Origin of the sequence: Streptomyces sp. NBC_01314 (assembly GCF_041435215.1) — a bacterium.
Classification (GTDB): domain Bacteria; phylum Actinomycetota; class Actinomycetes; order Streptomycetales; family Streptomycetaceae; genus Streptomyces.
This window is the reverse complement of the sequence record NZ_CP108394.1, coordinates 9,595,506-9,618,665: the sequence shown is the minus strand read 5'-3', so window position 1 is coordinate 9,618,665 and position 23,160 is coordinate 9,595,506. Positions and strand designations below refer to the sequence as shown.

20 protein-coding genes and 1 pseudogene are annotated in these 23,160 nt (G+C 69.7%); 6 read left to right on the top strand and 15 right to left on the bottom strand.

Annotated features, from left to right (window positions below):
- Positions 1 to 108 precede the first annotated feature (108 nt).
- Positions 109 to 1,521 carry a nucleobase:cation symporter-2 family protein gene (locus OG622_RS42310; protein ID WP_371582113.1) on the bottom strand — a complete coding sequence of 471 codons (1,413 nt, stop codon included), beginning with the start codon at positions 1,519 to 1,521 and terminating at the stop codon, positions 109 to 111.
- Between the two features lie 261 nt (positions 1,522 to 1,782).
- Between OG622_RS42310 and OG622_RS42305 the strand changes: the two genes are divergently transcribed.
- Positions 1,783 to 1,941: a hypothetical protein gene (locus tag OG622_RS42305; RefSeq protein ID WP_371582112.1), complete on the top strand. Its 159-nt coding sequence runs from the start codon at positions 1,783 to 1,785 to the stop codon at positions 1,939 to 1,941.
- Positions 1,942 to 2,235: 294 nt separating this feature from the next.
- On the opposite strand, the gene OG622_RS42300 is transcribed toward OG622_RS42305, so the two are convergent.
- The 3 genes from OG622_RS42300 to OG622_RS42290 all read right to left on the bottom strand — a co-directional run bounded on the left by OG622_RS42300 (position 2,236) and on the right by OG622_RS42290 (position 5,502).
- Positions 2,236 to 2,907 (bottom strand): GNAT family N-acetyltransferase, encoded by a 672-nt coding sequence (locus OG622_RS42300; RefSeq protein ID WP_371582110.1) that lies wholly within the window; start codon positions 2,905 to 2,907, stop codon positions 2,236 to 2,238.
- Positions 2,908 to 3,115: 208 nt separating this feature from the next.
- Positions 3,116 to 3,256, bottom strand: a complete 141-nt coding sequence (locus tag OG622_RS42295; protein WP_371582109.1) for a hypothetical protein — start codon at positions 3,254 to 3,256, stop codon at positions 3,116 to 3,118.
- Between the two features lie 836 nt (positions 3,257 to 4,092).
- On the bottom strand, positions 4,093 to 5,502 hold the full coding sequence (locus tag OG622_RS42290; protein WP_371582107.1) for a glutamate decarboxylase: 1,410 nt from the start codon (positions 5,500 to 5,502) through the stop codon (positions 4,093 to 4,095).
- 362 nt (positions 5,503 to 5,864) lie between these two features.
- Here OG622_RS42290 and OG622_RS42285 point away from each other — a divergent pair, with 362 nt between their 5' ends.
- Positions 5,865 to 6,707 carry a hypothetical protein gene (locus OG622_RS42285; RefSeq protein WP_371582105.1) on the top strand — a complete coding sequence of 281 codons (843 nt, stop codon included), beginning with the start codon at positions 5,865 to 5,867 and terminating at the stop codon, positions 6,705 to 6,707.
- Between the two features lie 253 nt (positions 6,708 to 6,960).
- Here OG622_RS42285 and OG622_RS42280 read toward each other — a convergent pair.
- The 5 genes and pseudogenes from OG622_RS42280 to OG622_RS42260 form a co-directional block, all read right to left on the bottom strand.
- Positions 6,961 to 7,278, bottom strand: a pseudogene (locus OG622_RS42280) (pyridoxal-5'-phosphate-dependent protein subunit beta); the annotation flags it as partial.
- Positions 7,279 to 7,573: 295 nt separating this feature from the next.
- A complete protein-coding gene (locus OG622_RS42275; protein ID WP_371582104.1) occupies positions 7,574 to 8,056 on the bottom strand; it encodes a heme-degrading domain-containing protein in 483 nt (160 codons plus the stop codon).
- An 86-nt stretch (positions 8,057 to 8,142) separates the two neighbouring features.
- Complete coding sequence (locus OG622_RS42270; RefSeq protein ID WP_371582103.1) at positions 8,143 to 8,916, bottom strand: SDR family NAD(P)-dependent oxidoreductase; 774 nt, start codon at positions 8,914 to 8,916, stop codon at positions 8,143 to 8,145.
- 335 nt (positions 8,917 to 9,251) lie between these two features.
- A complete protein-coding gene (locus tag OG622_RS42265) occupies positions 9,252 to 9,818 on the bottom strand; it encodes a TetR/AcrR family transcriptional regulator (protein WP_371582101.1) in 567 nt (188 codons plus the stop codon).
- 155 nt (positions 9,819 to 9,973) lie between these two features.
- Complete coding sequence (locus OG622_RS42260; RefSeq protein ID WP_371582100.1) at positions 9,974 to 10,747, bottom strand: SDR family NAD(P)-dependent oxidoreductase; 774 nt, start codon at positions 10,745 to 10,747, stop codon at positions 9,974 to 9,976.
- A gap of 274 nt (positions 10,748 to 11,021) precedes the next feature.
- Between OG622_RS42260 and OG622_RS42255 the strand changes: the two genes are divergently transcribed.
- From OG622_RS42255 to OG622_RS42245, 3 genes are all read left to right on the top strand, one after another.
- Positions 11,022 to 13,493: an MMPL family transporter gene (locus OG622_RS42255; protein ID WP_371582097.1), complete on the top strand. Its 2,472-nt coding sequence runs from the start codon at positions 11,022 to 11,024 to the stop codon at positions 13,491 to 13,493.
- 99 nt (positions 13,494 to 13,592) lie between these two features.
- Positions 13,593 to 14,897 (top strand): sensor histidine kinase, encoded by a 1,305-nt coding sequence (locus OG622_RS42250; protein ID WP_371582095.1) that lies wholly within the window; start codon positions 13,593 to 13,595, stop codon positions 14,895 to 14,897.
- On the top strand, positions 14,894 to 15,550 hold the full coding sequence (locus tag OG622_RS42245; RefSeq protein ID WP_371582094.1) for a response regulator: 657 nt from the start codon (positions 14,894 to 14,896) through the stop codon (positions 15,548 to 15,550). Before OG622_RS42250 ends, OG622_RS42245 begins: the two co-directional genes overlap by 4 nt.
- A gap of 699 nt (positions 15,551 to 16,249) precedes the next feature.
- On the opposite strand, the gene OG622_RS42240 is transcribed toward OG622_RS42245, so the two are convergent.
- The 3 genes from OG622_RS42240 to OG622_RS42230 all read right to left on the bottom strand — a co-directional run bounded on the left by OG622_RS42240 (position 16,250) and on the right by OG622_RS42230 (position 19,002).
- Entirely contained in the window at positions 16,250 to 17,476 is a 1,227-nt protein-coding gene (locus tag OG622_RS42240) for a cytochrome P450 (protein WP_371582092.1), read from the bottom strand.
- Between the two features lie 129 nt (positions 17,477 to 17,605).
- Positions 17,606 to 18,808: an NAD(P)/FAD-dependent oxidoreductase gene (locus OG622_RS42235; RefSeq protein WP_371582090.1), complete on the bottom strand. Its 1,203-nt coding sequence runs from the start codon at positions 18,806 to 18,808 to the stop codon at positions 17,606 to 17,608.
- A complete protein-coding gene (locus OG622_RS42230; RefSeq protein ID WP_257569167.1) occupies positions 18,805 to 19,002 on the bottom strand; it encodes a ferredoxin in 198 nt (65 codons plus the stop codon). The genes OG622_RS42235 and OG622_RS42230 overlap by 4 nt, the downstream gene beginning before the upstream one ends.
- 104 nt (positions 19,003 to 19,106) lie before the next feature.
- Between OG622_RS42230 and OG622_RS42225 the strand changes: the two genes are divergently transcribed.
- Positions 19,107 to 19,736 carry a TetR/AcrR family transcriptional regulator gene (locus OG622_RS42225; protein ID WP_371582089.1) on the top strand — a complete coding sequence of 210 codons (630 nt, stop codon included), beginning with the start codon at positions 19,107 to 19,109 and terminating at the stop codon, positions 19,734 to 19,736.
- Positions 19,737 to 20,504: 768 nt separating this feature from the next.
- On the opposite strand, the gene OG622_RS42220 is transcribed toward OG622_RS42225, so the two are convergent.
- From OG622_RS42220 to OG622_RS42210, 3 genes are all read right to left on the bottom strand, one after another.
- Positions 20,505 to 21,818, bottom strand: a complete 1,314-nt coding sequence (locus OG622_RS42220; RefSeq protein WP_371582087.1) for a diaminobutyrate--2-oxoglutarate transaminase — start codon at positions 21,816 to 21,818, stop codon at positions 20,505 to 20,507.
- A gap of 63 nt (positions 21,819 to 21,881) precedes the next feature.
- Positions 21,882 to 22,826 carry a TauD/TfdA family dioxygenase gene (locus OG622_RS42215; RefSeq protein WP_371584393.1) on the bottom strand — a complete coding sequence of 315 codons (945 nt, stop codon included), beginning with the start codon at positions 22,824 to 22,826 and terminating at the stop codon, positions 21,882 to 21,884.
- Between the two features lie 122 nt (positions 22,827 to 22,948).
- Entirely contained in the window at positions 22,949 to 23,158 is a 210-nt protein-coding gene (locus tag OG622_RS42210) for an MbtH family protein (RefSeq protein WP_371582085.1), read from the bottom strand.
- Positions 23,159 to 23,160: the final 2 nt, after the last annotated feature.

Genomic DNA, 23,160 nt, shown 5'->3' with positions numbered 1-23,160 from the left:
CCCTCTCACATCGCGGTCGCCCGACGATGCGCGGCACAGTCGTGGCACAGCCCGGCCGAGGGCGCGTCCCGCACCCAGCGGGCCGCGGAGTGCTGATGGCCGGGTTGCTCAGATGGCGGGAGTGGAGTCGGGGGCAACCGCCTGTACCGGTCTCGACTCCGGCTCCGGCTCCGTCTTTCGTCGGCCGGGCGTGTGGTTGAACAGCAGGTTGAGCAGGAACGCCACTACGGTCGCGCTGGTGATGGCGCTGCCGCCGATGATCTGCACCCAGGTCGGGAAGGCGTGGTAGATCAGCGGGGCCATCACGGGCAGCATGCCCACGCCGATGGAGACGGCGACGATCAGCAGGTTGTTGGTGCCGTCGAACTCCACCTTGCGCAGGGTGTTGATGCCGACGGCGGTGACCGTGGCGAACATGACCAGCCCGGCCGCGCCCACCACCGGACCGGGCAGCGAGGCGACGACCTCGCCCATCTTGGGCACGAGTCCGAGCAGTATGAGGATGCCTCCGGCGACGGCGGCGACGTACCGGCTGCGGACCTTGGTCATGCCGACCAGGCCGACGTTCTGGGCGAAGACCGTGTCAAGGAAGCCGTTCATGACACCGCCGATGACGCCGGAGACGCCGTCTGCGGCCAGGCCGCGGGCCAGATCACGCCGGGAGAGCGGGCGGCCGGTCATCTCGCCCACCGCGAGCATGTCGGCCGTGGACTCGGTGAACGTCACCAGCATCACCACGCACATGGAGATGACCGCGGCGACGGGAAACTCCGGGGCGCCGAAGTGGAAAGGCGAGGCGACACCGAGCCAGTCGGCGCCGCCGACCGCGGAGAAGTCCGTCAGCCCCATCGGGATGGCGACCAGGGTGCCGCCGATCAGGCCCAGCAGCACGCCGATCTGGGACAGCAAACCGCTGGTGAAGCGACTGACGAGCACGATGAAGAGCACGATGCCGCCGGCCAGGGCGAGATGCGAGGGCGCCGCGTAGTCCTTGGCCGTTGAGTCCAGCCCTGCGATCAGCCCGGCTGCCACACCGATCAGGGAGAGCCCGATCACGGTGATGACGGTGCCGGTGACCAACGGCGGGAAGAAGCGCACCGCCCGGGCGAAGGGCACGGCAACCAGCAGTCCGAAGACGCCGGCCGCGATCATCGATCCGTATACCGCCTGCATGCCGTACTCACCCGCGATGAGGATCATCGGGGTCACCGCGGTGAACGTGGCACCGGCGACGACCGGCAGCCGCACACCCAGCACCTTGCCGATGCCCAGCGCCTGCAGCAGCGTCACCAGGCCTGCCACCAGCAGGTCAGCGTTGATCAGCAGGCCGATGGTGGACGTGTCCAGCTTGGCCGCGGCTCCGAAGACCAGCGGGACGGTGACGCAGCCGGTGTACATGACCAGCACATGCTGTAGACCGAGCAGGCCCAGACGGGCGGGTGGCAGGACCTCGTCGACGGGGTGGCGGGTGGCTCTGCCGTCGGCGGATTCGGGCGCGGATGGATCAGGGGCCTGTGACACGGGGGCCTCCGAGGCGGAGCGGAGAAGGGGAGGGGGAGACGGCGGCACCCAAGAAGGCACCTCGGCGCTGGACAGCCGGTGAGGGCTCAAGGCCGTGCCGTCCTTCGTGCACGTAGTGGCGCACGACGCGTCAGAACGCGAAAAGGGCGGCGTGTACCGGGGATCAGAAGTAGTCAGCCAGCAGGCAAAGCTACCTCGAGGTCATGAGCAGCTGGCGCGGCACGCTCAGACCCGAAAGCCCTCAGGGTCACGTTGGCCACCGTGCGCGACGCGGCCCCGCGTCCACGCCGACTGGTGGACACGGCACCGGAGGTCAGCGAGACGCCCGCATACGAGATCCATCACGCCACCTCCCTGATGTCCGGATTCATCGTGCTCGCAGCGAGAGTGACGCACCGCCGTGACGTCGACGTTCCATAGCCGTTAACAGCCCATTGCCCCGCATGGTGCCGAAGCGTGCCGGAACCGGGCAAGCCCCTGGATGCATGCAGTTCTTCAGATCCTGTGGATGGGGCCCTTGATAGCGGCCCGTCGGGATTCCCCACTGGCGGCCAGTTAGCGGGGAGTTGTCTGGCCGCCAGTGACCACTCCGCGTGAGCGGGTCCGCGTCGGCTTGCCACGGTGGAGCCCTGGCCTCACCGGGCCGCGATGTGCGCCGCCCCGAACAGGCGCTTGGCCATGCCGAGGCGTTCATACGTGGCGATGGCCGGCGCGTTACCGGTGAGCACCATGAGCGCGGCGCGGCCGTGCTGGTTGACGAGGGCGTCCACGACGAAGCCGCGCAAGACCGCGTCCGCGGGCGGCGGGGTGGGTGACCACCCCGCCCATGAACCCGCACCCGGCCGCGGACCACGCGTCCGCCGCCACCGCCAGCGGCTTCGCCCCGACGCTGCTGTCCACCTCGCCGACGGCTCCGGCCCAGCGGCGCATGCCCGCGCGTCCCGGCTGCGCGTAGGAGTCAGGGAAGAAGCGGTCGAACAGCGAGGTCGTCTCCTTCTCCTCGCGGGCGTTCAGCCACCGCACGCCTGCGGCGGCGGCACCGGATGGGGACGTGGCCTCCATCCAGAAGAAGTTGTGGACCGGCGCCAGGTTGGGCAGCTGCCGCACCAGCGCATCGATCAAGGCAGCTTCCCCCAAGACTCGGTAGGACGGGCCGATCTCCTCCAGGATCCGCCGCACCAACACGGCCACGTCGGCACCGCCGCCCTTGACCGCAAGCCGGTCCTGTTGAGGGTTCGGGCTCGCCACCGCCAGCGCCGCGCCGTGGCACCAGGCCCGTACCCCCGGCCCCAGGCCGTCACCGCCTTGTCCCTGGGCGGCCCAGACCGGATGTCCGTCGCCGGCCGCGGCCTGCTCGATATCGCTGAGCCGTGCAAGTTCCTCCATACGCCGTGCTTACCAGGCGTTCTTGGAAGCCCGCTGTGACCCAGCCCTCATCGATCACCGACTGTGATCACGTATCTGGCCGTACCTGGGGAATGTGAAGTGCCCGCATGTCATGTGCGCGGTGAATCTCGAGCCAGTCGGCAACAAGGTCTGGTGCTTCACCCGTCCAGCCTACGCGCGAAGGCCCTGTCGGTCCTGCTGAACGAAGTCAGCGACCGGGGCTCATGGAGCGCGAGCGCGTGACCTTCTTCGCCGGTGTGCCGACGATGTACTGGGCGCTGCTGAACTGCGAGGACGCGGACCGGTTCGACCTGGCCGGGATCGTGTCGACGACCCGCAGGCCGGACACGTCCAGCACCCGTAGTTCGGGGTCGAGCGGTCGTCTCCGCCACCAACATCGGGGACGGACCCGCGCCCTACGGAGTGGGACAGCACCCGTATCTGACGGTCGGCACAGCGCACGCAGAGCCGATCGCGCCGGTTCGGGAACGGAGTTCGAACTCCCCCAACCTCCCCGGATGATGAGGTCCTTGGTGCGATCCACGATGTAGAGATAGCCGTCTGCATCGCGCCTGCCGACGTCGCCGGTGGTGATAGGTGATCTCCTGCTCGGTGAGCAGGACGTTCAGCGCCGGCCTGAGCATGCTCGCCAACTTCATGTGGCTGCCCCATGCTCCGGTCTGGGCGCTCGTCCTCCTCGTCATCGACGGTTTCGTCCTGTGAAGCGGCTCGTCATGTCGCGCACCGGGTACGACACACGGCCCAGGCGGATTCAGTCCGTTCAGGCGAAGTTGACGCTCCGACACCCGAAGATGAACGTTTCCGCAGGTCAGAGACCTGCGGAAGTGGGGCGGGTGGGACTCGAACCCACGGCTGGATGCCATCGGATCGTGGACGGACCGCGAGATCGCAGCCCACCGGCCGGCGGTCGTCACCTGCACCGCGCTCAAGAAGGCGTACCGCGAGCCTGACCGGATGGGGATGGATTCATCTGGCTCTGGGGTCGTCACTTGTGGGCGCCTGATGTCCAGAGGGCGGTGCCGTCGTAGTCGTAGATGACGAGTCGGACCCTTGCCGAGAAGCGGAGTCCCCTGCAATCGCGCTGAGGCTCCAGCCTCGTCGCATACTCGCCGCTGTCCCGCATGACACCATTCGGACCCGGCACTGCTGCTCTGCCACAGTGCGTCAGTAGCCGGTGCCGCGCTTGACCTGGTTCCGCTCGATCCCGTGGGTCGCCCCTTTGTCGTCCAACGTGCGGCAGGCGTCGGCAATGTCCTGGGTCAGGCGATCGATCTGCTCACGGCTCAGGGTCTCCTTGACCAGGGCGCGCAGGATCTTCACCCGCTCCGCGTTCGGCGGAAGCGTGTAGGCCGGCACCATCCAGCCCCGTTCGGCCGAGAGCTGCCAGGCGATGTCGGACTCGTCGTAGGCGTGCTTGCCTGCGAGACGGAAAGCGACCAGGGGCAGCTGTTCGAGGTCGCTTCCGATCACTTCGAAGCGGCCGCTGCTGCGCAGGTTGTCCGCCAGCGCGCGGGCGTTCTCCTGCATGATCTTCATGACGTAGGTGTAGCCCTGTCGACCGAGCCGCACGAAGTTGTAGTACTGCGCGAGCACCATCGACGCACCGGTGGAGAAGTTCAGGGTGAACGTCGCGTCGGTCTTGCCCAGGTAGTTCTCGTAGAACACGAGGTCCTTGGCCAGGTCGGCCTCCTCGCGGAAGACCAGCCATCCGATGCCGGGGTAGACCAGGCCGTACTTGTGTCCCGAGACGTTGATCGAACGGACCTGTTCGAGCCGGAAGTCCCATGTGGAGTCGGGGTAGAGGAAGGGCCATACGAATGCGCCGCTGGCGCCGTCGACGTGGATCGGGATGTCGAGGTCCCGCTCTTTGCGGATGTCCCGCAGGAGCTTGTCGATTCCGACGACATCGTCCTTGTGGCCGGTGAACGTGGTGCCGAGGACGGCGACGACGCCGATCGTGTTCTCGTCGAGGTGGGGCTCCACGTCTTCAGGGCCGATTGTGTACTTACCCTCGGCAAGCGGCACGATCCGCGGCTCGACGTCGAAGTAGCGGCAGAACTTCTCCCACACAACGTGGACGTCTCCCCCAAAAACCAGGTTGGGCCGGTCGGTCGACAGGTTCGCCGCCTGGCGGCGCTCGCGCCACTTCCACTTCAGCGACAGCGCGCCGAGCATGATCGCCTCGGACGAGCCCTGGGTCCGGCATCCGGTCGTCCGGCCCGGCGCGTGGAACAGGTCGGCGAGCATGCGCACGCAACGCTGCTCGATCTCGGCGGAAATGGGGTACTCCGCATGGTCGATGAAATTACGGTGGAGGTTCTCGGCGATCAGCCGTTGCGCCTCCGGCTCCATCCACGTGGTGACAAACGTGGCGAGGTTGCGCTGCGGGTCGCCCTCCATGGCGAGATCCACATCCACGAGCCTCATCGCGTCTGTCGCGGCCATACCTTCCTCGGGGAACGTCTCCGAGGGGGCGGGCGCGATCAAGAATCGATTACCGAAAAGAGCCGAGTCATCACGTTTAGTCATTGGACGATTCAAACAGCGTCGGAGTCCGCCGCGGGCGAGGGACACACCATTGACCAGATGGACCCCATGCCCCGCAAGCCGCAACCTCACCAACGCAGGCCCTCCCCCGCGGGCCGTGAAGGCGCCGGACCGTTCCGGGCCGGCGCGCCGCCGTCTCATCTGGTGGGGGCGCGGCGTCCTCAGCCGCCCGCGAAAGCGCCGGGTGAGCGTCGGATGTTGCCGCGGTGGTGGCGGTCGTGGCCCCAGGAGCATGCGTCGAGGTAGCGGCCGCGGGCATCGCGCGGGTGGCGGTGTCGGAGCGTTCGACCCCCTCGGGCTGTCCCGCCCGGGCACCATGGTGCAGCGACGGCTCGGCGGGACGGCGTTTCGCCCCTCCTCGGTCCTTCCTGAGGTTCTAGGCTCTGCCCGTGGGGCAACCTGAGCAGCAGGCCGAGGGCGCGGGACCGTTCACCACCCGGCTCACCTGGAACCTTCCCGACGGCGGGACCGCTGTGTGGGATTCCCGGCTCGCGCGGCGGCGTGGAGTGCTCTCCGTCCGTCCCCTCAGTGCGGCGGCCACTCGTCACATCCCTGCGGACGCCGCTTCCCTCGCCCGGCTGCGCCGACTCAACGCCATCGCCGTGACCGCCTTCGTCATCGGCGGGGCCTTGTTCGCGGCCGGAGCGGCCGACGCCCAGTTCGGCTCCGGCGACGCTACCAAGTGCGCCTCGATCTACTTCGCCGGCGGCCTGTTCTTCACCACCGGCGGCTACGTCTCGCTGCTCCAGGTGATCAACGCACCCCGCCACGTCGCCGGCGGCGAAGGACGGTTGACCACCCGCCACTGGCGATGGTGGAGCTACGAGCCGACGCGGGTGGACTGGCTGAGCGCATTCGTCCTCTTCGCGGGCACACTCGTCTTCGCCGTCGACCTGCTGGACTCCTTCTTGCAGGGCCTGACCGTCCAGCAGGTCAACCGGCTCATCTGGACACCCGACGTGATCGGCTGCATCCTCTTCCTGATCTCCGGCCACCTGGCCTTCGTCGAGATCTGCCACGGCCGGCTCTGCGCCCGGCTGCACAACCTCGGCTGGTGGATCGTCGCCGTCAACCAGCTCGGATCCGTCCTGTTCATGGTTTCAGCGCTCGCCGCCTACACCCGCCCCGCCACCGGCAGCCTCATCAACGCCGACATCGCCAACTGGGGCACTCTCACCGGCGCCCTGTGCTTCTGCCTCGCAGGGATCCTCCAACTCGGCGAACACTCATAGAGCGCCGCACCAGCACTGGCTCAGTGCTCGTCGCATGGGACGTCACAGGCCGCCTCACGTTCGAGCGGTTGCAGAACGGGCCGCCCCGGCGCGTGCCGGGGCGGCCCGGGCAGCGGAAGAGTGGCCGGTCCACTTCTTCGCGTTCGATCGGTTGCGACTGTCCGGGACAGACACGACCTCTGAGCCGTTCGACCACCGAGCCCGACGTCGTGCGGGAGCGGCTGACGTGGGCGTCGCTTGGGGGGGGGCCGGCCAGCCGCCTCGCGAGCGGATCGCGGACCTGACCGCAGCGAGTCCAGCCGGTCACCACGCGTTCGTCGGGCTCGGTGATCTCCTCGGGCTCTACCCATGGCTCCTGGCCGAGGAGCTCATGCTCACGGCACCAGGCGTCGTTGTAGACGGTCGCCAGGTAGCGGTGCGGTCCGTCGGGGAAGACCGCGGCGATCCGGGTCCCCGGCGGGTACGTCCGCGCTGCCCACCCGGCGACGAGGGCGACGGCGCCGACGCTCCAGCCGCCAAAGGTGTAGTGGCGGCGGGCCAGTTGGCGGCAGGCCCACACACTCGACCCCGGCGGCCCGACCGCCGTCGAGTGATCCCGGAGGGGCCGTTCTCTGTTCGGGCCGTTTTCCGGACCAGCCCAGGGAGCTCGACGGCACCGCGGTCACTGACTGCCGATCCGTCAGTGGGGAGAGTCCACAGAAGTCCGTCGCCGTTGACGAGCAGGCGTCCGTTGGGCGTCCAGTTGGGTGCCTCGTACAGGCGGTCGTGCGACTCGTACACGGTGTGGACGGCCCTCGTCGCACGGTCCCAGACACGAATGCGGGCGCGCTGACCGCTCCGCAGCCGCCGTGGGGGAACCTGCTCGCTCATGCGCTGCCTCCGTGGGCCAGGTGGGCGCGGATACCTTCGACGATGAGGTCGTGATCCTCCTGCGAGGACAGACCGAATGCGGTGGCGGCCGCGACGACGCCGACGTCCCGGACCCGAATGGGGAACGAGCCGCCCGTGACCGCGTACTCCGCACCCAGCCATCCGATCGCAGCGGGGTCGACCTTCGCGGCAGACAGCCGGGCATCCACCAGCGCGCTGCTGGCCTCCGTGCGCAGCACGAGCACAGCCTTGCGGGCGATCCACGTGTCCTGATCGGGCGTGATGCCCGGCAGCACGGCGCGGAACAGGATCAAGCCGGGCCGCCGTATGTCGATGCCGACCGCATGGCCGGCCTTCTTCGCGATCGCGGTGATGCACGGGCCCAGTCGCCAGGCATCAGCATGGTCGAAAGAGTCGAAGACCAGCTCCTTTAGCCGCGGGCATCGACCGCCGCAGCATCCCGCCCGCTCCGCGGTCACCTGGCGCACCGGCCTCGGACGGCCGAGCCGATGTCCCGTGGCGCGGCCGTGTGGTGGGGCGGGAAGCCGTCGAGTGGTTCCGGTTGTTACTCGCGGAGCATCGCGCCGCCGTTGACCGACCAGACCTGTCCGTTGATCCACTCGCCGTCGTCGGACAGGAGGAAGGCCACTGTGCCGGCCAGGTCTTCCGGCTTGCCGAAGCGGGTGCTGGGAAGCGTCATGCGGGTGAACTCCAGCGCCTCCGGGCTCAGAGCCATCTTCTGCGCGGATTCGGTCAGGACGACTCCGGGAGACACGCAGTTGCAGCGGATGCCCTGCTTGCCCCAGCGGGAGGCGATGTGCCGGGTGAGTGCGTTGATCCCCGCCTTGCTGGTCTGGTACGCCGCGCGCTGGTGGTCGCCCACGTGCGCGGCGAGGGAGGAGGTGTTGACGATGGCGCCGCCGCCTTGTTCGAGCAGCAGGGGAAGGACCGCGCGGCTGGTGAGCGCGAAGCCGATCAGGTTCACTTCCAGGGTGCGCCGCCATACGGCCGGGTCCATGTCGAGCAGGTCGCCGTCACGGCCCAGGGTCTCCGCCGAGACGTCGGCGGCGACGTTGTAGAGGCCGTCGACTCCGCCGAGTTGGGTGACGGCGGTGTCGATGAGTGCACGTACCGAACGCTCATCGGCGAGGTCGAACTCGACGGCGAGAGCCGTTGCGCCGGTATCGGTGAGGCGCTTGGCGGTGGCCTCGGCCGCGTCGATGTCGACGTCACCGACCACGACCGCCGCGCCCTCGGCCGCGAGCCGCTCGGCGGTGGCCGCGCCGATCCCGGACGCACCTCCGGCGACGACGATGCGCTTTCCGTTGAGTCCCTTCATTGCACTACTCCTTGTCTTTTCCGGCGCTGCAGCGGTCGTCGGCTGTCCACGCCTCGTGGGTATATGCGGGTCTGATGTCGACCTGTGATCTCAAAATAGGGGCGGTTTTCCGCGCTCTCAGCCCCCTGCGGGCGGAACCCGGCGGGGCCGATTGGTCCTGCGGTACTAAAGGGCCGCCTGCTCGCTCTCACTGCATCGTGCTCGGAGTGCATTCCTGGAGGCGTGACGTCGCCCGTCGGCGACACCCGCCACAGCTCGGGGAGGTGGCGCCCGGTCACCGGCAGCCACGATCGCTGGTCGCAAGAGCGAGGAGCGGCGTCACGCTCCTGGGCGGGTCACTGCGTTTCGCGTGAGAAGGCCGCGACGATGGTGCGGGCCAGCTCGTCACCGGCCGCGGCGCTGCCGAGCCGCTGCTCGTCGAGCTGGTCGAGTGCGGCGACGACGAGCCCGCCGTAGGCCGCGACCAGCCACTCGGGCGACAGGTCGCCGCGCAGCTCGCCGGCCTGCTGGCGGTCGGCGACGTACTTCTTGAACTCGACCGTGTTGGTCAGGTTCTGCCGTCTGTCGCTGGAGGCGATCAGGAACCGGTAGCGGTCACCGAAGGCCATGATGTCGCCGCTCAGTCGGAGCAGTACGTCGAGGGCGGGGCCGCTCTCGCGCAGGCGCCGCGCCATCAACTCGTCCACCTCGGCGACGACATGGGCGTGGATCGCCTCGACGAGTTGCTCGCGGGTGGCGAACCATCGGTACATCGTGGCCCGTCCGATGCCGGAGGCGGAGGCGATCTCCGTCATGCTCGCGCCGGGGTTCTCGGCGAGTGCCGTAGCCGCCGCCGACAGCACGTAGCGCCGCGCCTGCGCGCGAGGGCCGGGCATGTCGTCGGTGTGAGGCGAGCGGGGCATAGGCATCAATCCTACGGTGACGGAGCGAGCCGGAGCAGCTGACCTGGGCTTGCCGACGACCTGGGCATGTCGTTGATCGGACTGCCCGGGCCGTACGAGGACGCGGCCGGCGTGGCTGGGGAAGCCGACCTCGCTGGGAGGCATACCGTGCGCTCTCACTCGCGGAGCAGTCCGCCGCCGTTGACCGACCAGACCTGCCCGTTGATCCACTCGCCGTCGTCGGAGAGGAGGAAGGCCACGGCGCCGGCCAGGTCTTCCGGCTTGCCGAAGCGGGTGCTGGGCATGGCTTGCTGCGCCATGGCCATGGTCTCCGCGTTCTGGGCCGTCTTCTGCGCGGATTCGGTCACGACGAGTCCGGGTGATACGGAGTTGCAGCGGATGCCCTGCTTGCCCCAGCGGGAGGCGATGTGCCGGGTGAGTGCGTTGACCCCCGCCTTGCTCGTCTGGTACGCCGCACGTATGTGGTCGCCGGCATGCGCGGACGCGGAGGAGGTGTTGACGATGGCGCCGGCGCCTTGTTCGAGCAGCAGGGGAAGGACCGCGCGGCTGGTGAGCGCATAGCCGATCAGGTTCACTTCGAGGGTGCGCCGCCATACGGCCAGGTCCGTGGCAAGCAGGTCGCCGTCGCGCCCCAGCGTTTCCATGGACAGGTCGGCGGCGACGTTGTAGAGGCCGTCGACTCCGCCGAGTTGGGTGACGGCGGTGTCGACGAGGGCGCCTATCGAACTCTCGTCGCCGAGGTCGAACTCGACGGCGAGAGCCGTTGCGCCGGTATCGGTGAGGCGCTTGGCGGTGGCCTCGGCCGCGTCGATGTTGATGTCGCCGACCACGACCGCCGCGCCCTCGGCCGCGAGCCGCTCGGCGGTGGCCGCGCCGATCCCGGAGGCACCTCCGGCGACGATGATGCGCTTTCCGTTGAGACCTTTCATGACACAGCTCCTGTCCTGGATGATGCGACATTCCCGTCTCTGAATGAGACGCTACTATCTCAATATGAGACGCACAAGTATCACTGCGGGGTCGCGCCCTGCGCTCGCCCACCGCGTTCCGAGGACGAGAGCGCCGTTGGTCCCGCAGGACTAACCGGCCCTGCGGGATTCCGTCCGCAGGGGGGCGGGAGCGCGTAAGGCCGCTCCTAGCTTGGGATGGCGGGCCACTGGGGCCCCGGTTGACGCCATGTCTCTTCCTTCCTGGAGGTACTCCGTGGCCACCTTCCTCTACCGGCTCGGCCGGTTCTCGTTCCGGCGGGGACGTCTCGTCCTGGTGCTCTGGCTCGTGGCCCTGGTCGCCGTCGGCATCGGCGCCGCGGCCTCCTCCGGTTCCGCCTCGGACAGCGTCAGCGTTCCGGGAGCACAGTCACAGAAGGCGCTCGACCTGCTGGAGAAACAGTTCCCACAGGCTTCGGCCGACGGTGCCACCGCACGGGTCGTCTTCGAGGCGCCGAGCGGGCAGAAGCTGACCTCCGACGCCAACAGGACGCAGATCGAGTCCCTGGTCGCGAAGCTGGAGAAGTCACCGCAGGTCGCGACCGTCAGCGCCCCCTTCGCCAGCGGGCAGATCAGCCGGTCGGGCACCATCGGCTTCGCCGGGGTCACCTACAAGGTCGCCCAGGGCGACGTCAGCGACGCCGCCCATGACGTCCAGAAGGCGGTCGTCGATCAGGGCGAGAAGGCCGGCCTGACCGTGAGCCTGGGCGGCGACGCGGTCAGGGGCGAGGCCCCCGGCATGCTGACCCAGACGCTCGGCACCTCCATCGCCGGCATCGTACTGATGATCACCTTCGGCTCCCTGGTCGCTTCCGGCCTGCCTCAGCTCACCGCGGGAGTCGGCGTCCTGGTGAGCCTCTTCTCGATCACTGTCGCCGCCCGGATCTGGGACGTCGCCTCCGGGGCGACCGCCCTGGCGCTGATGCTGGGGGTCGCCGTCGCCGTCGACTACGCCCTGTTCGTCGTCTTCCGCTACCGCGACGAGATCCGCGCCGTCCGCGACCCCGAGGACGCGGCGGGGCGCGCTCTGGGCACCGCCGGCCCCGCGGTCGTCTTCGGCGGCCTGACCGTGATCATCGCACTGCTCGGGCTGAGCGTCATCGGCGTCCCCGCGCTCACCTCACTGGGCTTGGCCTGCGCCTTCGCCGTCGCAGTCGGCGTGCTGGTCGCGCTGACCCTCCTCCCCGCCGCCCTCGGCCTCGCCGGGCCGCAGATCATGAAGAACAACCTGCAGACCCGTCGCATGAGGGCACAGGAGCGTGGCGAGGGCGAGGCCATGGGCGTGCGATGGGCCAAGTTCGTCACCCGCCGTCCGGTCAAGGTCCTCGTCGCGTCGGTGATCGGTCTCGGCCTGCTCGCTCTCCCCGCCACGTCCCTGCGCCTGGCCATGCCCGACGACGGCATGAAGGCGTCCGGCAGCACCCAGCGCGTCGCCTACGACACCCTGAGCGAGGGCTTCGGGCCGGGCTTCAACGGCCCGCTGACCGTGGTCGTCGACGCCCGCGACAGCAACGCCCCCACGGCGGCCGCCGACGAGGCCACGACACTGCTGAACCAGATGGACGACATCGCCGACGTCCACGGCGCCGTGTTCAACCCTGCCGGCGATGTCGCGCTGATCAGCGTCGTTCCGGACAGTTCCCCGACCAGCCAGGCCACCAAGGACCTGATCTCCGAGATCCGCGATCGCGGTACCGAACTGCACGCCAACACGAACGCCGACGTGATGGTCACTGGTGCGACCGCCGTCGATATCGACGTCTCCACCAAACTTGCCGACGCCGCGATCCCCTATCTCGCCGTCGTCATCGGCCTGGCGCTGCTCCTGCTCCTGCTCCTCTACCGCTCGATCGCGATCCCGCTCAAGGCCGCCCTGGGCTTCATCCTCAGCACCGTCGCCACCATGGGCTTCCTGGTCTGCGTCTTCCAGTGGGGCTGGTTCGGACTCGACCAGACCTCACCCCTCAACGGCCTCCTGCCCATCCTGCTGATCAGCGTTCTCTTCGGACTCTCCATGAACCACGAGCTCCTCCTCGTCACCCGCATGCGCGAGGAGTACACCCGCGGAGCCCGCCCGACACAGGCGATCGTCGCAGGCTTCCGGCACAGCGCCCGGATCGTCACCGCCTCCGCGGTCATCATGATCGCCGTGTTCGCCGGGTTCTTCCTCGTTCCAGACGACATGGATCTGATCAAGCAGATCGGCCTCGGACTCGCCGCCGCCGTGTCTTTCGACGCCTTCGTGGTCCGCATGACCATCGTTCCGGCCGTGATGGCCCTGCTCGGCCGCCGCGCCTGGGCCCTGCCCAAGTGGCTGGACCGCGTCCTGCCCGACGTGGACGTGGAAGGCGAGAAGCTCCGCCGGGCGCTGGACACCGCGCCGGTCGACACCGAGCGGTCGCACCCAGAGCTGGTGGGCGCGGCGGCCCTGGTGGGCGCCGGACCGGGGCTCTCTGCGAGCTCGGCCGAATACAGCGCCACCCTCGCTCTCACCGGCGTCGACAACGACAAAGAGACCGAGGCTCCCGCACCTGCCCGGCATGCCCGCGTCCCGGCACGAGGACCGTCCTGGCTCAAGCGGCGCGGCCGACGCGGCGACGACGACGCGACCACCACCACCGTCGACCCGCCCCAGCAGCAAGAACCGACAATGAGGACATCAATGAAGAAACTTCCCTGGAGGAAGTGACGGAAAACGGCCGCCCCGGCCGTCTCGCCAGCCCCGCCCGTCGGTCCGGTTCCCCCGCGGACCGGCGGGCGGCTCCGACATCTCGTGGAGACAAACACCGTGAACGCACCGAGCGCCCGCGCTCAACCCGTAGACCCGGACGACCTCCAGGTCCTGAAGAACCTGACCGGGGACCCCGAGCAGCGTGTGATCGTCTCAGTGCTCTCCAAGCTCGCGAGATGGAGGCGAGCCGACCGGGCCCACTCCTGGGTCCGCCACTGGGGCGTCCCGGTCTTCTGCGCAGGACTCGGCGTGAGCTCCTTGGCCAACCCCTACAACACCGCCCCCGTCCCGCTGCAGTTGGTCCTCCTGGTCGCGTTCTGCGTTCCCCTGCTGTGGCGGGAACGCCACCCCATGCTGGTCTACGTGGTCGTCACCGCCGTCGCCGTGGCAACCCTTCCGCTGGGGGTGCTGACGGGCGCCGAGACCGCACGGGTCGTGGCCCTGTTCAATGTCGGCCGCTACTGCACACCACGGCAGTTGGCCATCGCCATAGGCGTAGCCACCGCCCAACTGGTCGCCTGGGCCGTCGTCTTCTGGCAAGGCCGTCAGCTGGAGTTCGCGACCCGTCCGGAGGTCGTGAGCCCGATGGCGGTGGCCGGTCTGATGGCCTTCGCCCTGCTGGGGCTGCTCACCCGGCTGGCCCACGCCTACGTCGTCGCGCTGCGCAAGGAGCGCGCCCGTCAGGCCCACCTCGCCGTCGCGCAGGAACGTGCCCGCGTCTCCCGCGAGATGCACGACATCCTCGGCCACACCCTCGCCGTCATCGTCGGCCTCGCCGACGGCGCCGCCGCGCTCGCCGCCACCAAACCCGAACGCGGCGCCCAGACCCTCCGCATCATCGGCGACAGCGGCCGCCAGGCCCTCGCCGAACTGCGGCGCCTGCTCTCCGTCATCAGCGAGGACTACGGCCGGCCACACGACGCACCGCTGGCCCCACAGCCCGGCCTCGCCGACCTCGACGCACTGCTGGAGCGCGTTCGCGCAGCAGGCCCCACCGTCGTCCTGGACTCCCAGGGCGACCTCACCCGCATGACGCCCGGCCTCCAGCTGTCGATCTACCGCATCGTTCAGGAGGCCCTGACCAACACCGTCAAGTACGCCGCCTCCGACACGACGGTCCACCTCCGCATCACCGCCGGCCCCGATGCCGTACACGTCACTGTCGACGACACAGGCCCGTCCCGCGCCCGGCGAGCAGAGCACCGGCCCCGTACCGGGGGCGGCCGGGGCCTGGTCGGCATGCGTGAACGCGCCGCCCTCTACGACGGCGAAGTCACCGCCGGCCCCAACGACCGTGGCGGCTGGACCGTCCAGGCGCTCCTCGTCCCCAATCCACCCTCCCCGGAGAGGCACCCCGCATGACCACCGTGCTCATCGTCGACGACCAGGCCCTGCAGCGGATGGGCTTCAGCATGCTCCTGGAGGCCCAGCCCGACATGACGGTCGTCGGCGAGGCCGCCAACGGCAGCGAAGGCGTCCGCATGACCGCCGAACTCCGGCCCGACGTGGTCCTGATGGACGTCCGCATGCCCGGCATGGACGGCATCGAGGCCACCCGCCGCGTCATCGAGTCCGGCGGCCGCTCCCGGGTCCTGGTCCTGACCACCTTCGACCTCGACGAATACGCCTACGACGCCCTGCGCGCCGGTGCCAGCGGCTTCCTGCTCAAGGACGCCCAGCCCGACGAACTCGTCGCCGGTGTCCGCGCGGTGGCCGCCGGCGACGCCGTCATCTCACCAGGCCTGACCCGCAAGCTCATCGACACCTTCGGCGACCGCTTCCCCGGCAACAGCCCACAACAGCAGCGCCGACTCGCCGACCTCACTCAGCGCGAACAAGAAGTCCTCACCGCCATCGCCACCGGCTGGACCAACTCGGAGATCGCCGAACGCCTTCACCTCGCCGAATCCACCGTCAAGTCCCACATCAGCCGCATCCTCCCCAAGATCGACGCCCGCGACCGCGTCCAGGCGGTGATCTTCGCCTACGACACCGGCCTCGTACGACCGGTGTGACCCGAGCAGCGTCCCGGTGAACTCGCGCCCGATCGGTGAGGGGTTAGCTGGAGATCCGATACTCCGTCAATTCGACGTACAGCTCCGCAATGGCGGGTGCGTCGGCGGCCGGCTCTCATGTGGTCAGCCATCGCCCAGCCGCCAATGCGGCGGGCTGACGGTCCAGGACGACGAGGGCAAGGCCACCCTCGTCGTGGAACGCGGACGATTAACTGTCCCGCAGGTCAGACTGCGTGGCCAGGACGCGTGGTACGGATTCGGCAGGCGGCATTGCCAGTGGCTGCCCGGTTGTCGATGCCCAGGCGCAGCTGGCCGCCGCATGTCTCTGGGCCCTCCTAGGCACATGGCCGGGTCGCCCGCACAGCCGACTTCCTGCGCCGGAGACCCCACATACACCGCTCTCAGCCGGGACGAGAACGTCGTGCCGCTGACCTCACACTCAGCACCGACGATCTCACCCGAATCGAAGAGATCCTGCCTCATGGCGCCTACGGTCCCCGCTTCATGGAAGCTCAGGACCCCAGCTGGGACTGACCCGGATCAAGACCCGAAACGCCGACAGCCGGGCGGCGTCCGCCATCCCCGCACTCTGCCGCCGGGCACGGCGTGAGCAGCCGCCGACGGGACCGGAGAATACAATCCTCCCGTCCCGTCGGCGGCGCTCCCCTCGGCCTGTTCACCTGCCTGACACGGTGCTGGTCACCAGGCGACCGGCAGTCGGTGGGGTCCGTAGGTGAGGGTGTTGTTCCGGAACTCGATCTGCTCCAGCGGCACCGCCAGCCGCAGCCCCGGCAGCCGACGCAGCAGCGCGGGCAGCGCGATCTGCAGCTCGACCCGGGCCAGAGGCTGACCGAGGCACTGGTGGGCGCCGTAGCCGAAGGCGAGGTGGCCGCTGGTGTTGCGGTCCGGGTCGAAGGTGTCGGGGGCGGCGGAGAAGGTCGCGTCGCGGTTCCCGGCGGGCAGGTTCACGGCCACGGCTTCGCCGGCCCGGACGAGCTGCCCGCCGATGGTCACGTCCTCGGTCGCGACGCGGTAGATCGCGTCCTGGACGATGGTCAGGTACCGCAGCAGTTCCTCGACCCCGTTCGCCACGACGGCGGCGTCGTCCGTGTCACGGATACGAGCGAGCCGGTCCGGGTTCTCCAACAGGGTCAGGGTGCCGAGGGCGATCATGTTGGCCGTCGTCTCGTGCCCGGCGACCAGCAGCGTGTTGGCGTTGACGACCACGGTGTCGCGGCTGATCTCCCCGGCGGCGACCCGCTGGATCTGTCGGCTGATCAGGTCGTCCTCCGGCTCGCGCTCCCTGCGCGCCACCAGCTCGTACATGTAGCCGGCCAGTGCCACGGTCGCGGCGCGCTTCTCCTCGTCCGAGGCGTCGGCCGTGATGATGGTGGCGCTGTGCTCCTGGAAGAACGCGTGGTCCTCGTAGGGCACGCCGAGCATCAGTGAGATGACCATGGACGGAATCGGGAATGCGTAGGCGCTCACCAGATCCGCCGGCTGCCCCTGGCTGATCATCTGCTCAAGGAAGCGATCGGCCTGCTCCTGGATCAGCGGGCGCAGCCGCTCCATCCGCTTGACGGTGAACTCGCCGGTGAGCATCCGGCGCAACCGGATGTGTTCCGGGCCGTCCATGCGTATGAAGGGCTGGGCCGCCTCGGGCCCGGCGCTGGACGGGACGGGAAAGCCGGGCGTACGGTCGTCCGCGCTGAGCCGCGGGTCGCTGAGAACCTCGCGGATGTCGGCGAACCGGCTCACGACCCACATCGGCCGGCCGCGCCACAGCGCCCGCCGGAGGCCCTCGCCCTCGCGCCAGTCCGCGTAGTCGGCCGGCGGATCGAAGGGGCAGCGCCCGGACCGTACTCCCGGGAACGGGGGAAGACCGGTGTGGTCGACCGGGTCGGTCGAGTTGGTCGTCGTAGTCATGGATCTCTCCTTGAAAAGGCATGAAGGGCTTGAGGGGTGTGGACGACTTCGAAGGCCGGCGGGTGGGGTGTCACTGGCGCGCTCGGCGGCGATGCCCGCCAGGTCGGCGCCGTCGGCCCGCGGATACGGTCACGCGGCGGCGGTGTCGGTGACGGCCGCTTCCCAGGCCGCGCCGGAGGCGATGAGGGCCCGCCAGGCGCGCAGGATCTTGGGTGACTTGCCCATGGCGAGCACGCCGGTGAGCCGGTCTCCCCGGCGGTAGGCCACGAGGAGCTGCCGCGCCGTGACATCGCTTTCCAGGACGAGTGCTTCATCGTGGTCGCGCAGATGGCCGTACGCCTGGACTCTGGTGTCGTACTGGTCCGACCAGAAGTACGGCACGGGGGCGAACGGCCGTGGCGCGTCCGGGTTGAGCAGGTTGTGGGCGACGGTGAGGGCCTGCTCGCCGGCGTTGGTGCGGTGCTCGACGCGCATCTTCGTGCCGAAGAGCGGGTTGTGCCAGCAGGCCACGTCCCCCACGCCGTACACACCGGGTGCGGCGGCACTGAACTCGTCGCACACGAGCCCGCCGCCGAGAGCGAGCCCGCTTCCGGCCAGCCATTCGGTGTTGGGCAAGGAACCGATGGAGACCAGGACGTCGTCGGCGGGCATCTCGCTTCCGTCGGCCAGCGCGACACCGGCGACCTCGCCACCGACGCTGAGCACTTCGCTCACCGCCGCGCCCGTGCGCAGTCGGACGCCATGGTGGCGGTGGAGTTGCGACAGGAACCACCCGGGCTCCTCACCGACCGCCTGCGCCATCGGCACCGCGTCGGCTTCCAGCAGGGTCACGTCCACGCCGAGCCCGCGCGCGACGGCGGCCACCTCGGCACCCAGGAACCCGGCGCCGACGATCACCAGCCGCCGACCCGCGCTCAAGCGGGTCTTCAACGCCAGCGCGTCGGTCAGGGTACGCAGTGTGTGCACCCCGGCCACCTGCTCGGTCCCGGGCAGCGGACGGGCTCGTACGCCGGTCGCCACGACGAGAGACTCGTACGGCAGCCGGGCGCCGTCCGCCAGCAGAAGCGTGCGCGCGGCCATGTCCAGCCCGGTCGCCCGCACCCCCAGTCGCAGGTCCAGATCGAGCGCGTCGATGTCCGCCCGCCCGCGCAGGGCGAGCCGGTCCGGCTCCCACTCCCCCTTGAGGATCTGCTTGGACAGCGGCGGGCGGTCGTACGGAAGGTGCGGCTCGTCACCGACGAGGGCGATCTCCCCCTGATGTCCCGCCCGGCGCAGCGCCTCCGCCGTAGCCAGCCCGCCCGCCGACGCGCCGACCAGCACGGTGCGACTCATGACGTCGTCACGTGGATGGCGGCGGCGGGGCAGGCCAGGGCCGACTCACGCACGACCGGGTGCAATACCGGATCGGGCGTCCCGTCGAGCAGCACGACCACGCCGTCCTCCTCACGCTGGTCGAAGACCTCGGGCGCGATCAGGACGCACTGCCCGGCGGCGACGCACTTGGGTTCGTCCACGGCGACGTTCATCTTCATGGCGGTTTCCTCTCTGGGTCGGCTGAAGCACTCCCGAGAAGCACGTTAGCCGACACTCGTCGGGAAACCAACATCTGTCGGCTAGATAGGATGGGGTCATGGCCACGACAAGACAGAGCACCCCTGTGGGTGACCGACGCGTGCGCCGCACGCACGCCGCCCTGCAGGGCGCGTTGATCCAGCTCGTCGAGGAACAGGAGCTGGGGCAGATCAGCGTCGCGGACGTGGCCGAACGGGCCGGGGTGAACCGCACGACGTTCTACGACCACTACCGGGACGTGCATGAACTGGCCGAAGCCGCCTGTACCTCGACGATCGACACCCTGATCGAGTCCGTCCCCGCCCTCGACTCCACCTCGGCCGAGTCGGACGCGGACCCCGCCAGTTCACTCGTGGCGTTCTTCGAGAACCTCGCCGACCACGCGGGCCTCTACCGCAGCCTGCTGGGACCCCAGGGCAGCGCCCGCGTCATCGATCACATCCGCAGCCGCGTCTCCACCACCGTCCACGTCGCCGTACGTGTGAACTCCGGTGCCGCGCCGGACAGTGTCGTGTCGGCGGACATCCCGCACGACGTACCCGCCGCGTTCACCGCCGGCGCGCTCCTCGGTGTGGCCACCGACTGGCTCCAGCGTGATCGCCCCCGCACACCGGCCGAGATGGCCGCACTCACCTGGCCGCTCCTCGTCGGCCGGCCCGCCTCCGGCGCCGAGCACACCGACGCGTGAGGCGACCTCCGGCCCGTCGGCCTCGGGAGGAATTCGCGGGAGGTCGTCGCGCACCGACGGCTGCTTGACCGGGCTATCACTTCGACGACCCGTTGGAACATGCCGTCAGCCTCGTCGCGCCGCCCTGGGCTGATGAGTGCCGATGCCGGTCCTGGAAGCAACCGGGGCTCCGACGCGGTGGGGTGAGATGCGCAGGCCAACTCGGCGCCGCGCAGTCTTCCGCATTGGCCCCGTTCGGCTCGGCAACCAGCAGACAGAAGCAGCAGGGGAATGCTCCGGCCGAACCGGGTTTCCCTCTGCCCGGCTCGGTGCGCGCACTCCGCGGGGTCGACGCCGGAAGCCGGCCAGAACGAGATGCCGGCAACCCAAAGGCGTCCGCGCTCCCCTCGCCCTCCCCACCGTCCCGGGGACGGATCGGCTGCGCGCGGCACTCGCCCCGGCGACCTGCTGGAACCATGCGTCGCGATCGCACAGGCTGGACGGCATGAACCCGCTGCGGGAGCCTCACCGCCGCCGATGATGGTGCCGCAGACGTCACGGCATCCCGTTGAACGCGGTCCTGGTCCGCTGACACGGACCTGCCTCGGAACCCCAGCGGCGTATGCCTTCCCCGACGTGCCGCACCGGCACGTCGGGGACGTGGCCCTCTTCCCGATGAGAGGAGTCGCCGGGCCGGCAGGGGTACCGGTTCGGGGCCCCGGAGGCCCGAGCCCGTGGGACTCGGTCCGGGCCGCGGAGCATGTTCACGGTCTCTGCCCGGGCCGTCGATCAGGCCGCCGTAGAAGACCGTGAGGCAGGTGCGCGTGCGCCGGCTACCGTGGTGAGAGCCGTGTCGCCGATGGTGTCCGCCACCTCCTTCCAGTCCGTGAGTGACATCGTGAGCGGTGGCAGCAGCTTCAGTACGTGTCCCTGGCCGGATGTCTCGGCTACGACACCCGCGTGGAACAGGGCCCGCCGCACCCCTTCGGCGGTCTCGGCGCGGGTGAATCCAAGTCCGCTCATCGCGCCCTTGCCGACGACTTCGGCGACGCCCGCCGGAAGGGCGTCGGTGATGCTCGTGAGGCTGGTGCGGATGGCGGCGGCCAGTTCCGCGGTGTGGTCGGTGAAGTGGGGGTCGGTCCAGTGGTCCAGGGCGGCTGAGCCCGCCACGAAGGCGAGGTTGTGCCCGCGGAAGGTGCCGTTGTGCTCGCCGGGCGACCACTGGTCGATTTCGCGCCGGATCAGCAGGGCCGCCATCGGCAGCCCCATGCCGCTGAGCGACTTCGACAGGCACACCAGGTCGGGGCGGAGTTCGGGGGCGTCCTCGAAGCTGAAGAAGGTCCCGGTGCGTCCGCAGCCCGCCTGGATGTCGTCCACGATCACCAACGCGCCTACTGAGTCGGCGAGTTCACGGATCCGGGCGAGCCAGGTACGGGGCGCCGTGTGCAGTCCGCCCTCGCCCTGGACGGTCTCCAGCAGGATCGCCGCGGGCGGTGCCGTCCGCGCGTCCGGGCCGAGGGCTTGTTCCAGGGCGGTGACGGGGTCGGTCCCGTCCGGGTGGGCCGCGTCGCCGTAGGGGAGGATCGTGACGTCTGTCAGGGCCACCCCCGCTCCGCCGCGCAGCAGCGGGGAGGTCGTGGCGGCCAGTGCTCCCAGGGACGCGCCGTGGAAACCTGCGGTGAAGGCGATCACCTCGGTGCGCCCGGTGACCTTGCGGGCCAGCTTCAGGGCGGCCTCCACCGCGAGCGTGCCTGCCGGTCCGGGGAACTGCACCACGAAGTCGCCGAGCCCGCGGGGCTCAAGGACGAGGCCGATGAGGCGTTCCAGGAAGTCGGCCTTGGCCGCCGTGTGCAGGTCCAGCGACTGCACCGGCCCGCCGGTCGCGAGGTAGGCCATCACCCGTTCGACGATCGCGGGCGGGTTGTGGCCGTAGTTGAGCGATCCCGCCCCGCACAGCAGGTCGACGTAACGGCGCCCGGTGCTGTCCCACAGGTGGTGCCCGGCGGCTCGTTCGAACACCACCGGGAAGTCGCGGCAATAGCTGCGTACGTTCGACTCGTGACGTTCGAACACCGTGACGGGTGTCCGGTCGGTCTCGGCCATGTCAGCACGTACCTTTCATCGATTCATCGGTTCATCCGTGTCGTAACGCCTCGCGGAACGAGGTCACTTGACCAGGACCGTTCCGTCACCAGGGCGGTGGTCGCGCGAGCGACGGAGATCGCTGAACGCGAACGTCCGCTGGAGCCAGCGGTCTTGGCCGTCGTAGCGCGGGGTGAACGCCGAACGGCCGTGCAGGGTGACGCGGTTGTCGACGACGGTGAGGTCGCCGGGGCGCAGGCGCACTGCGGTGTACGTCCGGTGGGTCACCTCGGAGAGTTCGGCGAGGGCCGCCCGGGCCTCGGGGGTCACGCCCCTGGTGGCCGCCTCGTCGATGCACCAGTCGGGGTCGTCCGGGTCGCCGGTGAGCACGGCGTGCGCCGTACCCTCGCCTGCGGGGCCGAAGGACGGCGGGGCCTCGGTGACGTACTCGGGCCTGCCGAGCGCCGCCCGGGTGCGGGGCGTCAACAGGGGCAGGACGCGGCGTACGCAGCTGGTACGCAGTTCGGCGAGGCCCTCATGGTCGGCCCTCAGGCACAGCAGCATGACGTAGTCGGGTCGATGGGGGTGAAAGGCGTTCTCGGTGTGGAAGGTGAGCTCGACCGAGCCGACGTTGCCCTGGACCTCCTCCTGACCGGGCACCGGCACCACGTCCTGGACCAGGGCCCCGGACTTCTCCGCCGCGAACGCCGCCGGATCGCCGAGCCCAGCCGCGAACAGCAGCAGGGTCGCCGCGGGCAGTGACGGGACGCGCTGTACCGAGCCCCTCACCATGGGGGTCGGCGGCAGGTCGGATGCGCCGATGGGCAGCCGCCTCAGGACAAGGGCGCCGTCCGGGCCGGAGTTCCTGCGGAACTCCCGTACGGTGCGCCGCACTTCGGTGGGACTGTCTTCCCAGGCACGGCGGGCGTGGCCCACCCAGGCCGGGTCGTCGACCCGCTCCCCCGCCCGGTCCAGCAGGCCGCTCGTCACCTGGGCCAGTGCGTCCAGTTCGGGGGCGCCGAGGCGCACCGTCCCGTTCCCGGCCGCCGGGCCGGCGGTCCACGTGGGCTCCGCCGGTGCCGTCGTCGATTCGACGCCAATCACGTCGTGTTCACTTCCGTTCCGTGCGTCGCGTGGCTTCGTGGGGTCGGTCAGGCGTCCATGGCGTCGACGAGGCTCTTGGGGCGCAGGTCGGTCCACTCGCGCTCGACGTACTCCAGGCAGGCGGTGCGGGCGTCCGGGCCGAAGACGGTCGTCCAGCCGGCGGGTACGTCGGCGAAGTCGGGCCACAGGGAGTGCTGGCCCTCGTCGTTGGCCAGGACCCGGTAGGTGCCGTCGGGGTTCTCGAAGGGGTTGCTCATGG

Bases quoted from the DNA above. Each gene is read 5' to 3' on its own strand.
- OG622_RS42240 (WP_371582092.1), bottom strand. From the start codon at position 17,476: ATGACTACGACGACCAACTCGACCGACCCGGTCGACCACACCGGTCTT.
- OG622_RS42230 (WP_257569167.1), bottom strand. From the start codon at position 19,002: ATGAACGTCGCCGTGGACGAACCCAAGTGCGTCGCCGCCGGGCAGTGC.
- OG622_RS42210 (WP_371582085.1), bottom strand. From the start codon at position 23,158: ATGAGCAACCCCTTCGAGAACCCCGACGGCACCTACCGGGTCCTGGCC.
- OG622_RS42270 (WP_371582103.1), bottom strand. From the start codon at position 8,916: ATGAAGGGACTCAACGGAAAGCGCATCGTCGTCGCCGGAGGTGCGTCC.
- OG622_RS42245 (WP_371582094.1), top strand. From the start codon at position 14,894: ATGACCACCGTGCTCATCGTCGACGACCAGGCCCTGCAGCGGATGGGC.
- OG622_RS42225 (WP_371582089.1), top strand. From the start codon at position 19,107: ATGGCCACGACAAGACAGAGCACCCCTGTGGGTGACCGACGCGTGCGC.
- OG622_RS42300 (WP_371582110.1), bottom strand. From the start codon at position 2,907: ATGGAGGAACTTGCACGGCTCAGCGATATCGAGCAGGCCGCGGCCGGC.
- OG622_RS42260 (WP_371582100.1), bottom strand. From the start codon at position 10,747: ATGAAAGGTCTCAACGGAAAGCGCATCATCGTCGCCGGAGGTGCCTCC.
- OG622_RS42220 (WP_371582087.1), bottom strand. From the start codon at position 21,818: ATGGCCGAGACCGACCGGACACCCGTCACGGTGTTCGAACGTCACGAG.
- OG622_RS42235 (WP_371582090.1), bottom strand. From the start codon at position 18,808: ATGAGTCGCACCGTGCTGGTCGGCGCGTCGGCGGGCGGGCTGGCTACG.
- OG622_RS42265 (WP_371582101.1), bottom strand. From the start codon at position 9,818: ATGCCCCGCTCGCCTCACACCGACGACATGCCCGGCCCTCGCGCGCAG.